The 14,702-nt window shown below is 62.0% G+C and carries 9 protein-coding genes; 2 read left to right on the top strand and 7 right to left on the bottom strand.

What is annotated here, in order from left to right:
* Positions 1 to 11: 11 nt before the first annotated feature.
* The 6 genes from ACODS9_RS05155 to ACODS9_RS05130 form a co-directional block, all read right to left on the bottom strand.
* Positions 12 to 875, bottom strand: coding sequence for an ABC transporter ATP-binding protein (locus tag ACODS9_RS05155; RefSeq protein WP_401107476.1), 864 nt, complete (start codon positions 873 to 875; stop codon positions 12 to 14).
* A gap of 6 nt (positions 876 to 881) precedes the next feature.
* Positions 882 to 1,901, bottom strand: coding sequence for an ABC transporter substrate-binding protein (locus ACODS9_RS05150; protein ID WP_401107474.1), 1,020 nt, complete (start codon positions 1,899 to 1,901; stop codon positions 882 to 884).
* Positions 1,902 to 1,919: 18 nt separating this feature from the next.
* The gene (locus tag ACODS9_RS05145) at positions 1,920 to 2,819 is read right to left on the bottom strand and encodes a TauD/TfdA dioxygenase family protein (RefSeq protein WP_401107471.1); all 900 of its coding nucleotides are present in this window, start codon (positions 2,817 to 2,819) and stop codon (positions 1,920 to 1,922) included.
* Positions 2,820 to 3,063: 244 nt separating this feature from the next.
* On the bottom strand, positions 3,064 to 4,440 hold the full coding sequence (locus ACODS9_RS05140) for an HlyD family type I secretion periplasmic adaptor subunit (RefSeq protein WP_489093433.1): 1,377 nt from the start codon (positions 4,438 to 4,440) through the stop codon (positions 3,064 to 3,066).
* Positions 4,430 to 6,586 carry a type I secretion system permease/ATPase gene (locus tag ACODS9_RS05135; protein WP_046857557.1) on the bottom strand — a complete coding sequence of 719 codons (2,157 nt, stop codon included), beginning with the start codon at positions 6,584 to 6,586 and terminating at the stop codon, positions 4,430 to 4,432. The genes ACODS9_RS05140 and ACODS9_RS05135 overlap by 11 nt, the downstream gene beginning before the upstream one ends.
* 45 nt (positions 6,587 to 6,631) lie before the next feature.
* The gene (locus tag ACODS9_RS05130; RefSeq protein WP_489093432.1) at positions 6,632 to 7,966 is read right to left on the bottom strand and encodes a TolC family outer membrane protein; all 1,335 of its coding nucleotides are present in this window, start codon (positions 7,964 to 7,966) and stop codon (positions 6,632 to 6,634) included.
* Between the two features lie 470 nt (positions 7,967 to 8,436).
* Here ACODS9_RS05130 and ACODS9_RS05125 point away from each other — a divergent pair, with 470 nt between their 5' ends.
* Entirely contained in the window at positions 8,437 to 10,539 is a 2,103-nt protein-coding gene (locus ACODS9_RS05125) for a retention module-containing protein (RefSeq protein WP_489093431.1), read from the top strand.
* Positions 10,540 to 10,602: 63 nt separating this feature from the next.
* Here the strand turns inward: ACODS9_RS05125 and ACODS9_RS05120 are convergent, their stop codons facing one another.
* Positions 10,603 to 11,940, bottom strand: a complete 1,338-nt coding sequence (locus ACODS9_RS05120; protein ID WP_489093430.1) for a TolC family outer membrane protein — start codon at positions 11,938 to 11,940, stop codon at positions 10,603 to 10,605.
* Positions 11,941 to 12,289: 349 nt separating this feature from the next.
* On the opposite strand from ACODS9_RS05120, the gene ACODS9_RS05115 reads away from it, so the two are divergent.
* Positions 12,290 to 14,702, top strand: a 2,413-nt coding sequence (locus ACODS9_RS05115) for a retention module-containing protein (RefSeq protein WP_489093429.1), incomplete at its 3' end; no start/stop codon positions are given.

Here is a 14,702-nt window from a genome sequence, read left to right as displayed (position 1 = left end):
CCTGGCTCCTGTCAGTAGGCAATACGGATATCGTTGAAGCCCAGATCACCGGTGCTTTCCGGGGCGTCGGCCTGGTCGAACAGCAACCGGTGGATGCGCCGGGCGCTGGCCTGGAAATCACTGGCGCCGAGGCTGCCCAGGTCGTACTGATGGCTGTGCACCTCGGCCCGCACCCGCCCCGGATGCGGCGACAGCAGCAGGATGCGGTTGCCCACCACCAGCGCCTCTTCGATGGAGTGGGTGACGAACAACAGGGTGAAGCGCACCTCTTCCCACAACAGCAACAACTCTTCCTGCATCTTGCGCCGGGTGAGCGCATCGAGCGCGGCGAACGGCTCGTCCATCAGCAGGATCTTCGGTTGCGTGGCCAGTGCCCGGGCGATCGCCACGCGGGCTTTCATGCCGCCGGACAAGGTATGTGGGTATGCGTCGGCGAAGGCGGCCAGGCCGACCTTCTCCAGGTAATGCAGCGCCCGCTCTTCGGCCTCGGCGCGCTTGAGCTGGCCGGACACCAGCAGCGGGAACATCACGTTCTGCTTCACCGTCTTCCACGGCGGCAGCTGGTCGAATTCCTGGAACACCACGATCCGGTCAGGCCCGGGGCCGCGCACCGGCTGACCCTGGAGCAGGATCCGCCCTTCCCGGGGTTCGATGAAGCCAGCCACGGCCTTGAGCAAGGTGGACTTGCCGCAGCCGGACGGGCCGAGCAGGACGAAGCGGTCGGCGCGATCCACCTCGAAGCTGACCTGGTGGGTGGCCCGCACCACGCGCTGGGCGGTGCGGTACTCGAGGCTCAGGTTGTCCACCGTCAGCAGCGGTGGCGTGGCGACACGGCTCAGGGTGCTGGCCGTGTGGCCTGGCAATGGGGCGGTCATCGGCGCTCAGCTCCCCTGCAACGGGCGTTCATCCTGGAAGAAGTAGTCCTTCCACGATTCGGGCTTGTTCTTGATCGCGCCGACCCGGTAGAGGAACTCGGCCAGCTTGTAGGTGTTCTTCGGCGTGACAGTGAATTCGTACTGCGGGTTGTCGATCAGCTTGATCAGCGCCTCGCGGTCGATCTTGGCCTTGGTCACGCGGATGTAGGTATCAGCGGCGGCGGCCTTGTCTTTCTGGGCATAGTCGGCGGCCTCGGCCAGGGCATCGACGAAGGCCTTGTAGGTCTTGGGGTTGTCCTTGCGGAATTTCTCGGTGGCGAACAGCAGGGTCGGTGAGTTGGGGCCGAGCAAGTCGTAGCTGTTGAGCACCACGTGCACGTTCTTGTTGGCCAGTACCTGGTCCTGGAACGGCGGGTTGGAGAAGTGCCCGTTAAGCTCGGTGCCGCCGGCCAGCAAGGCCGCAGTGGCGTCCGGGTGCGGCACGGCCAGGGTGTATTTGTCGAGGCGGTTGTATTCCTTGTCGCCCCACTGCCGTGCGGCAGCGTACTGCAGGAAGCGCGACTGTACTGAAACGCCCACCGCCGGGACGGCGATGCGGTCCTTGTCGGAGATATCGGCGATGGTCTTCACATTGGGGTTGCTGCTGACCAGGTAGTACGGGAAGTTGCCCAGTGAGGCCACGGCCTTGACGTTCTGGCGGCCCTTGGTGCGATCCCACACGGTGAGCAGCGGCCCCACGCCGGCGCCAGCGATGTCCACCGAGCCGGACAGCAACGCGTCGTTGATCGCCGCGCCGCCGGACAACTGGGCCCAGTCGACCTTGATCTCGAGGCCCTGCTCCTTGCCGTGCTTCTCGATCAGTTGCTGGTCACGGACCACGTTGAGCAGCAGGTAGACGATGCCGAACTGCTCGGCGATGCGGATCTGCCCTTCGGCGTGGGCCACGGTGGGCGCCGCCAGACTGCCTAAACCCAAGCTTGCGCCCAGGCCGATACTTGCCGCCAGGCGGCTGATGGATTTGCGCATGGTGTATTTCCTCAGTCGTCAGAACGGGACATCGCCCTGGATGGTGGTGCGGTACAGCTTGCGGCGCAGGTGCGCGGGGCAACCGGCGGCCAGGTGGATCAGCGAGCGGTTGTCCCAGAACACCAGGTCGTGGGGCTGCCATTGATGGCGGTAGATGTTCTGCTCCAGCACGCTCAGGGCGTACAGCTGTTGCAGCACGTCGCGGCTTTCGTCATCCGGCAGGCCGACGATGCGGGTGGTGAAGCCTTCGCTGACGAACAGCGCCTTGCGGCCGTTTTCCGGATGAGTACGCACCACCGGGTGGATGACCTCCTGGACCTGGGCCAGTTGCTCGGCGGTCAGCGTCGGGCGCCAGTTGCCTTCGAACTTGGTCTCGGCGTAGCGGGCAGTATAGGAATGGGCGGCACTGCGGCCCTCTACGACCCGGCGCAGGGCCTCGGGCACCGCGTCCCAGGCCTTGTGCATGTCGGCGAACAAGGTGTCGCCGCCCTCGCTGGGCAGCTCCTGGGCGTGCAGCATCGAGCCCAGGCTCGGCAGCTCCTTGTACGACAGGTCCGAGTGCCAGAACTTGCCGGCGTCGCCCAAGCCGACGTTGCGGCCGTCCTCGACGATGTTGGATACGATCAGGATCTCGGGATGGCCGGCGAGCAGGAACTGCTTGAGCACATGAATCTGCAGCTCGCCGAACCGGCGACTGAAGGCGATCTGCTGCTCGGGGGTGATGCGCTGGTCGCGAAACACCAGGACATGATGGTCCAGGTGGGCGCGGTGAATGCGGGTGAAATCCTCGGCATTGACCGGACGGGCCAGGTCGAGGCCGATGATCTCGGCGCCGACGGCACCGGGGAACGGGCGGATGTCGAAGGTTTGCGGTTGGGCGCTGTCGATGGTCGACAAGGCGTTCGAGGCGGCTGGCATTGTTCACTCCCACGCAGTGCGCGACTTCAGGGCGCGCAACGATCGGAAACGCACGGGGATTGCCCGTGTGGGTTCGAGTCGTGCGGCGCGCCGATTGGTCAGCGGGTACGCAGTGGGGTGACTATAAAGTCATAAGAACAGGAATTTAAATACCTTTATTGCATATCCATATGAATAGGCTCAGCCCCGTGCAAGCAGCAAAAGGCAAAGCGTGGGAGCGGGCTTGCCCCGCTCCCACGCGCGATCAACGCTCGCGCAAGGCTTCCGAACGGGCCTTGATGATCGGCTTGAGCAGGTAGCTCATGATGGTCTTCTTGCCGGTCATGATATCCACCGTGGCCACCATCCCCGGAATGATCAGCAGCGGCTTCTCGTCGCTGCCCAGATGGCTTTTATCGGTGCGCAGCTTGATCAGGTAATAGGTGGTCTTCTTGTCTTCGTCGGTGATGGTGTCGGCACCGATCTGCTTGAGCTTGGCCTTCATCCCGCCATAGATGGTGTAGTCATAGGCGGTAAACTTGACCGTGGCTTCCTGGCCCGGGTGCAGGAAGGCAATGTCCTTGGGCAGGATCTTCGCCTCGACCACCAGGGTGTCGTCCAGCGGCACGATCTCGATGATGTCGCTGCCCGGCTGGATCACGCCGCCGATGGTGTTGACCAGCAGTTGCTTGACGATACCGCGCACTGGCGAGATGACCATGGTGCGATGCACGCGGTCGTCCAGCGCCTTGCTGGTGGCGGTGGCCTTGTTCAGCTCGGTGCGGGCCTCGTTGAGTTGGGTCAGCGCCTCGCTGCGGAACTTGCCGCGGGTCTCCTCGATCTTGCTCTCGACCTCCTTGATCGCCGCCTCGGCCCGCGGAATGGCCAGGGTGGTGGAGTCCATCTGGCCACGGTTCTCGACCTCGGCACGGCGCAGGCGCAGCACCTCGACCTGGGAGATCGCGCCCTGGGCCACCAGTGGCTCGGACATCGAGATTTCCTGGCGCAACAGCTGCAGGCTATTGGCGTACTGGGCGCGCTTGGAGTTGAACTCGCGCAGCTCCTGTTGCTTCTGCACGAGCTGCTGTTGCAGGCCGCCAATTTCGTCCTGCAACTGCTGACGCCGGCTCAGGTACAGCGACTGTTCGTTGGCCGCCTGGCTTGGCGCGGCCTTGCGCAGCTCCTCGTCGATCTGCAACGGCTTGTCCTCGACCTCGGCGTTCAGACGCTGCACCCGCAGGGCCATGGCCAGGCGCGAGGCCTCGGTCTCGTCGACGTTGGAGGCGAAGCGGGTCTCGTCCAGACGTAGCAGTGGCTGGCCGACTTCGACGATCTCCCCTTCCTTGGCGAAGATCTCGGCGACGATGCCGCCCTCGAGGTTCTGGATCTTCTGCACCTTGGACGACGGGATGGCCTTGCCCTCCCCGCGCGTCACCTCGTCGATGGGCGCGACGCTGGCCCAGATGATGAGGAACAGGAAGAACGCGATCACGCCCCAGATGGTCAGGCGCACCACTCGCGGCGCGTCCTCGATCAGCGCCTTGTTGACCTCGGGCAGCGGCTGCCCGGCCAACGACTCGGAGCCCTTGAAGTAGCGGCGCAGGTTGTCCTTGAAACGCCCGATATCCAGCTTATGCAACACTGATCTGCCCCTTCTTCAGCGCATCCATGACGGCGGCTTTCGGGCCATCCGCGACGATCTGTCCACGATCGATGACGATCAACCGGTCCACCAGCGACAGCAGCGACGCCCGGTGGGTGACCAGCAGCACGGTCTTGTTCTCGATGACTGCGGCCAGGCGCTGCTTGAGGCGCTCCTCGCCGGTGTTGTCCATGGCGCTGGTGGGTTCGTCGAGCAGCAGGATCTGCGGGTTGAGCAGCAGCGCACGACCCAGGGCGACGTTCTGCCGCTGGCCACCGGAGAGGTTCTGCCCACGCTCGCCGACCTGCAGCTCATAGCCGTCGGGGTGCAGGCGGGCGAACTCGTGAACGCCCGCCAACTCGGCGGCTTGCAGGATCAGCTCGTCCTCGATGTAGCGGGCGCCACTGACCAGGTTGTCGCGCAGGGTACCGGCCAACAGCTGGATATCCTGGGGCACGTAGCCGATGTTGTGGCGCAGTTCGCTGACGTCGATCTGGCGGATGTCCACGCCGTCGACCAACAGCGAGCCGTTGTCCGGTTCGTACAGGCCGACGATCAACTTGGCCAGCGAGCTCTTGCCCGAGCCGCTGCGGCCGATGATGCCGACCTTCTCGCCTGGGCGGATGTTCAGGTTGATGCCCTTGAGCGCCTGGTTCTGCTGGTTCGGGTAGGTGAACTCGACGCCGCGGAACTCGATGGCGCCCTGCAGCACCTGGCGGCTCAGCGGGCGCTCTTCGAAGTTGCGCTCCTGGGGCAGTTCCATCATCTGGTCAGTGGCGACCATGGTCACCTTGGCTTGCTGGTAGCGGGCCAGCAGGCCGTTCAGCGAGCCCAGCGGGCCAAGGGCGCGACCGCTGAGCATGTAGCAGGCCACCAGGCCACCCATGCTGAGGTTGCCGTCGATGATCAGGTACACGCCCACGCAGATCATCGCCACGCCGGCCAACTGCTGGATCAGCAGGGTGATGTTCATGGCCAGGCCCGACAGCACCTTGACCCGCAACTCGAGGCGGCTGAGGGTGCCGAGGGTCTGCTCCCACATGTACTGGCGCTCGCTCTCGGCGTTGTTGACCTTGATCCCGTCCAAACCGGCTAGGGTCTCGATCAGGCTCGACTGGCGCTCTGAGGCCAGCGCCATGGTGCGCTCCATGGTCGCCATCAGCGGCTTCTGCAAGGCGTAGCCGATGCCCAGGGCCAAGGGGAAGGCCAGGACCGGGATCCACACCAGGTGCCCGCCGATGATGGCGATGACCATCAGGATCAGCAGGGTGAACGGCAGGTCGATCAGGCTGGTCAGCGTCAGCGAGGCGAGGAAGTCGCGCAGCCCCTGAAACTCGTGGATATTCTGGGCGAAGCTGCCGACCCGCGCCGGGCGATACTTCATGGCCATGCCGACGATGCGCTCGAACAGCGTCGCCGAGATGATCAGGTCGGTCTTCTTGCCGGCCAGGTCCAGGCAGAGGCTGCGCAGCCCCTTTAGAATCAGGTCGAAGACATAGGCCCCGGCGATACCCACCGCCAGTACCCACAGGGTCGACGTGGCCTGGTTGGGCACCACGCGGTCGTACACGTTCATCACGAACAGCGGCGCGGCCAGGGCGATCAGGTTGATCACCAGGCTTGCGGCGATGGCATCGATGTACAGCCATTTGCTGCGCAGCAGCGTGTCGCGGAACCAGGAGCGCGCGCGGGGGATCAGGTTGCCGTGGTTGACGTCGAACTTGTGCTGCGGCTGGGCGAAGAACACCTTGCCGCTGTAGTCGCCCAGCAACGCCTCACGGGTGACATGCACTTCGCCGCCGTCGCTCTCGCTGAGCAGCAGCCGCGCGGTGTCTTCATTTTCCCAGCCCAGCAGCACCGCGCAGCGGCCTTCCTTGAGCAGCAGCATCGCCGGCATGGCGATGCTGGGTATTTGCTCCAGCTTGCGCTGCAACAGGCGCCCCTGCAGCCCGGCCCGGGCGGCTGCACGCGGCAGCAGCTCGGCGGTCAGGCGTTGCGAGGGCAAGGGCAGCCCCGTGGTCAGCATGGCCCGGCTGGCGGGCTTCTGATGCAGGACACACAGGGTCAACAGACTGTCCAGCAGCGGGTCGTCATGCTGACTGCGTGGATCGTGGCTGAGTTGGACTCGACTGACTTCGGATTCCACGCGGCGCTCTCTTCATCCTTGCGGGGGGTGGGTTCAAGGAGCCTTTCAGTTCAAGCCTGGCAGGTTCACCTTGGGTTTCAGGTCGTTCTGCACAACATTGGCCATCGGCGCTACGACACCCTGGCTCTTGAGCAGTTGACCAATGGTCGCCTTGATTCGGTACTGAGTAAACATTTGTGTGTTCTTCACCTCTACCAGACGACGCTGGGCGGTGAAGGTTTCATTCTCGCTGTCGAGCAGGTCGAGCAACGTACGCTCGCCCAGGCCGAACTGCTGCTGGTAGGCGCTGCGCACCCGGTTGCTGTGATCGACGTACTGCTGGGCGATCGGCACCTGGGTGTTGGCGTTGTCCAGAGCATTCCATGCCAAGCCTAACTCCTCATTGAGTTGGCGCAAGGCGTTGTTACGAATGTCCAGTGCCTGGTTGGCCAGGTACGACTTCGATTTCAGGTCCGCCTTGTTGCTACCGCCGGCGTACAGGTTGAAGTTCATGCGCAGCATCGCCTGCCACTCGTTGTTGTGGCCGATCGCACCGTCGAGGTTGTTGGCCACCGTTCGTCCAATTTCGGCATCGAAACGCGGGTAGAACGTGGACTTTGCCGCTTCGTATTGTTTCTCGGCGGCGGCGATGTCCGACTCGGCTGAACGCAGGATCGGACTGTCCTTGATCAACTGATGACGGGCCTCCTCAAGGGTGGCCGGCAGCAGGTCGAGAAATGGCGCAGGCGTGCTTAATTCGTCGGGCATCTGCCCGACGACGCTCAGGTAATTGGTATTGGCATCGGCCAGGTTGGTCTGCTCGGTAATCAGGTTGTTGCGGGCCTGGGCCTGCCGTGCTTCGGCCTGGTCAAGGTCGGCCAGGCGGCCCACACCACGGCTGGTGCGCAACTTGATCTGGTCGAGGATGCGGTCGTGGTTGCGCAGGTTGTCTTCGGCCAAGCGCACCATCTCACGGCGCGACAGCACGTCCAGGTAGACCTGGGCGACGGTCAGCGCGGTGCGCTCGGAGGTCCCCAGCAAGGAGTAGGCGCGGGCGTTGACGGTGGCCTGCTGACGACCGACCTCGCTGGAGGTGGCGAAACCGTCAAAGACCATCTGCCGCAGGCGAATGGCCGACTCGCCACGGTTCAGGGTCTCCCGGTTGCGAGTACTTGGGCTGTCGGTGCCCTCGCGGCCATAGCCGGCCGTCACATCGACCCGCGGCAAATAGCCGCCTTGGGCGGCACGCAACTGATAGTCCGCAGCCGTGCGTGCGTTCACGCCGGCCTGGATGTCCGGGTGCACCTCAAGGGCTTTCTGCATGGCTTCAGGCAACGTCTGGGCTTGAGCCACAGTAGTGATGAAAGTGAAAGGTAGGGCGGCGAACAAGGACACACGCATTCAACTGATTCCCGGAAAAATACTGACGCAGCTATAAAAGCTAATTTCTCCTAACCTTTTAAGATGAAAGCTCACTTGTAGTTGTAGGAATATTTCCCCAGTCATGTACGGCATGTAGGAATATTCCTCAGAAACACGGTTTCCAATATGAAGCGCACAAATTATTGCTTAGCATCATCCGAAACATGCCAAGGACTCAGGCAGTCCCTAGGGGCATAGTCAGCCCTAGGGTTTGTACGAATAGTTGTCGAGCAGCGATCAGGCAAGGCAAAACAGGCGAGGAGCGGTCGGGGTCGCGCTCGAATTTACAGGCTGTAAATGAGCATTCCGAGCCTATTTCCAACGCAGCATGCTCGTCGAGCAGGTAAAGCCTAAAGCTTGCACCACACACTTAAGTACGCCAAGCCAAAGTTACATAACAACATGGCCGCCACCATGGCAGACCACTGTATAAAAGTTTGGAGAGCTAAATGAGCACTGTTGTCGCTATCGTCAAAAGCATTATTGGCCAGGTTATCGCAGTTTCCCCAGAGGGTATCCAGCGTATATTGATCGAGGGTGACCGCTTACTTGCCGGAGAGCAACTGGACACCGGCATCGGTGGCTCGGTGACCCTTGAACTGGCCGATGGCCGCATCCTCGAACTGGGTCGCGACACCCAGTGGACCGGCACGCCCCCAGACAGCAGCGACCTCAGTAAGGCCGCATCGTCGAGTGAAGCGCTGCAGCAGACCATCACGGCAGACACAGACGCGACTATCGAGTCCGATACAACAATCGTCGCCCCAAACGCCCCTGATGACGGTGGCCATAGCAGCGTGATGCTACAAGAAACCGCGGGGATGGTTGCCCCGAGAATCGGCTTCCCAACCGAGGCAGGCCGTAGCAATCTCCACGACTCGCCTGACTATGGCGTTCGGGCGCTCAACACGATCCATGCACCTACCGCGACGCCATCCTTTACTGGTCAGCCGCAGGCCTACGTCGCCATCAACCTGAACGAGGGAGATGACAGCTACACCGGTACAGCTGATCACAACATCGTTGTGGCAGACATCGCGGGCTGGCGTGTCCTGCCCGGGCAGAACTACAACCTTGCGTTCATCGTCGACACCTCTGCCAGCATGAAAGAGCAAGGCGTAGATGCAGCGAAAAAGTCCCTCGAGTCAGTATTCAGGGTATTGGCCGCCAGCACCCAGGGCGCACACTCAGGCAGCGTGAACATCCTCCTGGTGGACTTCTCCTCCAAGGTCAACAGCATCGTTTCGGTTACCCTGAACGAAGCAGGCTTACAGCAATTGCTCGGAGGCTTGAATACCCTCAAACCGGGAGAGGGCGACAACGGTGGCACAAACTATGAAGATGCATTCAAGACAACTGCCAACTGGTTCAACAATCTCCAGAGCGCTGGCAGCTCCGCCAGTAACCAGACGTTCTTCCTCACCGATGGCGTGCCAACCCACTATCAAGAAGAACGCATCAATCCGATACTGGGTGACTCAGGTATTACCTTGGACATTTTCCTGAGCGCTATAGACTATCAGCAGGGCATGGCATACAACGGCCACCTAGACAAAGGCACTACCACTATAAACATCGATAGCGATGGCAGCCTGACGCTGAGCTCTTTCAGCGACAAAACATGGAAGCATGAGTTACTTGGAAAATTGCACGCAAATGGCAATGGCGCTTACGAGCTTTCTACTGTCGTACGTGAAGATCCAAGGATTGGCCCTAACTCCCTAATCAACGCACTTGCCAGCTTCAAACTGCTGAAAGGTCTGTCCAATGTCGAGGCCATCGGCATAAATGACAGTATCAAGCTTATGGATTTGAACCCTTTTGATTCCGACGGCGAGTCGCAGGCCAATATCGACCCCAGCAAGCTGGCCGAGGCTATCTTCGAAAATACCGAGTACGTCCGACCGGGTAACGATACCGTCAATGGTGGTGGCGCCAACGACATTCTTTTCGGCGACCTGATCACCTTCGACGGCATCGCCAGCGCGGGTGTTCATGCGATTCAAGCTTACGTCGCCGACAAATTGAGCATGCCGGTGAATACTGTAGATACCGAAACCATGCACAACTTCATCACTGAGCACAGCGCCGAATTTAACGTTTCGGGCAGCAATGATGGAGCCGACACTCTGCTGGGCGGTGCTGGCCAGGACATTATCTTCGGCCAGGGTGGCGACGATCACATAGAGGGTGGCAAAGGTGACGACGTGCTGATCGGAGGCAAAGGGGCCGATACCTTCGTATGGAGGGCCGGCGACGAAGGTAAGGATGTGATCCGGGACTTCAACGTCCAGGAAGGCGACCGACTCGACCTTCGCGATCTGCTACAGAGTGAGGAGGACATTGCCATCGACAACTTCCTCAGACTCACCACTGTCGACGGCGAGACCACGCTACAGGCGAGCAGCGACGGCAAACTGAACGCTGCCGGCGGCTTGGCAAATGCCGATGTCAGCATCAAGCTCGAGGGTGTCAACTGGTCGAACACCACGATCCAGTCACTGATCAGCGGTGCCGATCCGACCATCAAGATCGACCATTCCAACAGCTGAACCCGCTCCAACCAACGGCCTGCAGCCGCCGCCGGAAGGAGCCGGGGATACTCAAGACGTCCCTCAGTTCATGCCCGGCAGGCTCACCTTGGGCTTCAGGTCGTTCTGCACAACCGTTGCCATCGGCGCGACGACACCCTGGCTCTTGAGCAGTTGGCCGATGGTCGCCTTGATTCGGTACTGAGTAAACATTTGTATGTTCTTCACCTCCACCAGACGGCGCTGGGCGGTGAAGGTTTCATTCTCGCTGTCGAGCAAGTCGAGCAGGGTTCGCTCGCCCAGGCCGAACTGCTGCTGATAGGCGCTGCGCACCCGGTTGCTGTGATCGACGTACTGCTGGGCGATCGGCACCTGGGCGTTGGCGTTTTCCAGAGCATTCCATGCCAGGCCTAACTCCTCATTGAGCTGTCGCAAGGCGTTGTTGCGAATGTCCAGTGCCTGGTTGGCCAGGTACGACTTCGATTCCAGGTCCGCCTTGTTGCTGCCGCCGGCGTACAGGTTGAAGTTCATGCGCAGCATGGCCTGCCATTCGTTGTTGTGGCCGACCGCGCCGTCGAGGTTGTTGTCGGCCGTTCGTCCGAGTTCGGCATCGAAACGTGGATAAAAAGTAGACTTTGCCGCTTCGTATTGCTTCTCGGCAGCCGCGATGTCGGACTCGGCTGAACGCAGGATCGGGCTCTCTTCGACCAACTGGTGGCGAGCTTCGTCGAGGGAGGCCGGCAGCAGGTCGACAAATGGCGCGGGCGTGCTTAACTCGTCGGGCATTTGCCCGACGACACTCAGGTAGTTGGTATTGGCATCGGCCAGGTTGGTCTGCTCGGTGATCAGGTTGTTGCGGGCCTGGGCCTGGCGCGCTTCGGCCTGGTCGAGGTCGGCCATGCGGCCCACGCCACGGCTGGTGCGCAGTTTGATCTGGTCAAGGATACGATCGTGGTTGCGCAGGTTTTCTTCGGCCAGGCGCACCATCTCACGGCGCGACAGCACGTCCAGGTAGACCTGGGCGACGGTCAGGGCGGTGCGCTCGGAGGTCCCCAGCAAGGAGTAGGCACGGGCGTTGACGGTGGCTTGTTGACGCCCGACCTCGCTGGAGGTGGCAAAACCGTCAAAGACCATTTGCCGCAGGCGGATCGCAGATTCGCCACGGTTGAGCGTCTCCCAGCGGTTGCGGGTGCTTGGGCTGTCGGTGCCCTCGCGGCCATAACCGGCCGTCACATCGACCCGCGGCAAATAGCCGCCCTGGGCTGCACGCAGTTGATAGTCCGCGGCCGTGCGTGCGTTCACGCCGGCCTGGATTTCCGGGTGTACCTCGAGGGCCTTCTGCATGGCTTCGGGCAAGGTTTGTGCTTGAACGAAAGAGGCGGCGAGAGCGAAAGGAAGAGCGGTGAACAGTGACGCACGCATTTTTACTGGTTCCCGAGAGAGCTGTTGTCCCAAATCACAGCCGAAGCCGTGCCTGCCTTGGAAAATGGCGAACCCTGATCTGTATGTAGGAAGCTTCCGAATAGGCAGTGCGATTAATACAAAAGAAAGGGGTTGGCTGGCCAAATATCAATGTGACATTACCTTGGCGATTGTTTAGGATGGCAGCCATAAGGTCAATAGTTTGGCATAAACTTAATAGCCAGAAATTATAGACGTAAAATTGACGCAAATCAGCGTCAAAAACATTATTTGAAACATTCCATCAGTCGCCGCCCTCCAACGCCGGCCAGGCATGGAAGCCAACTGAACAGGTAGCCCGGAGAGTCCAATGAGCACTGTTGTCGCCATCGTCAAAAGCATTGTTGGCCAAGTCATCGCAGTTTCCCCAGAAGGCATCCGGCGCGTACTGATCGAAGGCGATCGCTTGCTGGCAGGTGAACAGGTAGACACCGGCGCGGGCGGCGCGGTCACCCTGGAGCTGGCAGACGGCCGTATGCTCGACCTGGGCCGTGACACCCAATGGAGCGCCGACGCGCCCGACAGCAGCACCGACTTGAGCCAGGCCACCGCACAGGCGGCGCCCTCGGTCGAAGAGCTGCAACAGGCCATCGCCGCCGGTGTCGACCCAACCACCGAGCTGGAAGCCACCGCAGCCGGCCCGGCCGCGGCAGGCGGCGGCTCGGTCGGCGGCGGACACAGCTTCGTCTTGCTCGAGGAGACCGCCGGGGTGGTCGATCCGAGCATCGGCTTCCCCACCGGCCCGATAGGCTTCGGCAATGGCCTGGCGGTCGAGGAGCTAGGCGGACTGGACGGCAACGCTGCCAACACCAACACGACCAACGTCCCGCTCACCACCGGCCTGACCCTGAGCGCCACCCCCACGATCACCGAGGCGGGTGGCGTCATCGTCTATACCGCCACCGTCGGCCAGCCTCCGCTGACCAACCTGACCGTGACCCTGTCCAACGGCGCCGTCATCGTGATCCCGGCCGGCCAGACCACCGGTACCGTCAACGTCAATATCCCGGCCAACGACACGCCCTACATTGATGGCGGCCAGATTTCCGCGACCATCACCGGCACCAGCGGCGGCAATGGCCTGATCGTCACGCCGAGCACCACCCCGGCCGTGACCCAGGTCACCGACACCATCGACACCACCACTGCCACGCTCACTGCCACCCCGAGCGTGACCGAAGGTGGTGTGATCACCTACACCGTGACCCTGACCAACCCGGCCCAGACCCCGGTCACCGTCACCCTGTCCAACGGCCAGACCGTCACCATCGAGGCCGGCAAGTCGTCCGGCAGCGTCGACTTCCAGACACCGGCCAACGACGTCTACAACAACGGCAGCACCGTCAGCACCACGATCACGGGGGCAACGGGCGGCAACTTCGAGAAACTGGAGCCGAACCCGGCACCAGCGGAAACGAAGATCAACGACTCCGTCGACACCACCACCGCCACCCTGACCGCGACCCCAAGCGTGACCGAAGGCGGCGTGATCACCTACACCGTGACCCTGACCAACCCGGCCCAGACCCCGGTTACCGTCACCCTGTCCAATGGCCAGACCGTCACCATCGAGGCCGGCAAGTCGTCCGGCAGCGTCGATTTCCAGACCCCGGCCAACGACGTCTATAACAATGGCAGCACTGTAAGCACCACGATCACGGGGGCAACGGGCGGCAACTTCGAGAAACTGGAGCCGAACCCGGCACCAGCGGAAACGAAGATCAACGACTCCGTCGACACCACCACCGCCACCCTGACCGCGACCCCAAGCGTGACCGAAGGCGGCGTGATCACCTACACCGTGACCCTGACCAACCCGGCCCAGACCCCGGTTACCGTCACCCTGTCCAATGGCCAGACCGTCACCATCGAGGCCGGCAAGTCGTCCGGCAGCGTCGATTTCCAGACCCCGGCCAACGACGTCTATAACAATGGCAGCACTGTAAGCACCACGATCACGGGGGCAACGGGCGGCAACTTCGAGAAACTGGAGCCGAACCCGGCACCAGCGGAAACGGAGATCAACGATTCGATCGACACCACCACCGCCACCCTGACCGCGACCCCAAGCGTCACCGAAGGCGGCGTGATCACCTACACCGTGACCCTGACCAACCCGGCCCAGACCCCGGTCACCGTCACTCTGTCCAATGGCCAGACCATTACCGTCAAGGCAGGAGAATCGACCGGCAGCGTTGACTTCCAGACGCCGGCCAACGATGTGTTCGTCAACGGCAGCACGGTCAGCACCAGCATCACCGGAGCCACCGGCGGCAACTTCGAAAAACTGGTGCCCGACACCACGCCAAGCCAGACCGTGATCAGCGACAGCATCGACACGGTGACCGTCAGCATTGCCAGCAATGGCAACGTAACCGAGGCTGAACAGCCGACCTTCACTGTATCGATCAGCCAGAAGCTCGACCATGACCTGACCGTGACCCTGTCCAATGGCGCCACTGTAGTCATCAGCGCCGGCCAGACCCAGGCCACCTACAGTCTGCCGGCCCAGGGCGACGACGTGTTCAAGGACGCCGGCTCCGTGACCCTCGGCGTGACCGATGCCAGCGTGGCGGGCAAGACCTTCGAGAACCTGCAGTTGGGTGGCGATGCCACCGTGCAGATCACCGACACCGTCAGTGAAGTGGTCGCGACCCTGACCGCCGATAAGACCACTGTGTCGGAAGGTGGCCAGATCACCTACACCGTGACCCTGACCAACG

Source organism: Pseudomonas sp. FG36, assembly GCF_057809275.1.
Note: the sequence above shows the minus strand (reverse complement) of the source record. Positions and strands in the feature narration are given on the sequence as shown.

Coding starts and splice junctions, on each gene's coding strand:
- ACODS9_RS05130 (WP_489093432.1), bottom strand. CDS start 7,966: ATGCGTGTGTCCTTGTTCGCCGCCCTACCTTTCACTTTCATCACTACT.
- ACODS9_RS05150 (WP_401107474.1), bottom strand. CDS start 1,901: ATGCGCAAATCCATCAGCCGCCTGGCGGCAAGTATCGGCCTGGGCGCA.
- ACODS9_RS05155 (WP_401107476.1), bottom strand. CDS start 875: ATGACCGCCCCATTGCCAGGCCACACGGCCAGCACCCTGAGCCGTGTC.
- ACODS9_RS05145 (WP_401107471.1), bottom strand. CDS start 2,819: ATGCCAGCCGCCTCGAACGCCTTGTCGACCATCGACAGCGCCCAACCG.
- ACODS9_RS05125 (WP_489093431.1), top strand. CDS start 8,437: ATGAGCACTGTTGTCGCTATCGTCAAAAGCATTATTGGCCAGGTTATC.
- ACODS9_RS05120 (WP_489093430.1), bottom strand. CDS start 11,940: ATGCGTGCGTCACTGTTCACCGCTCTTCCTTTCGCTCTCGCCGCCTCT.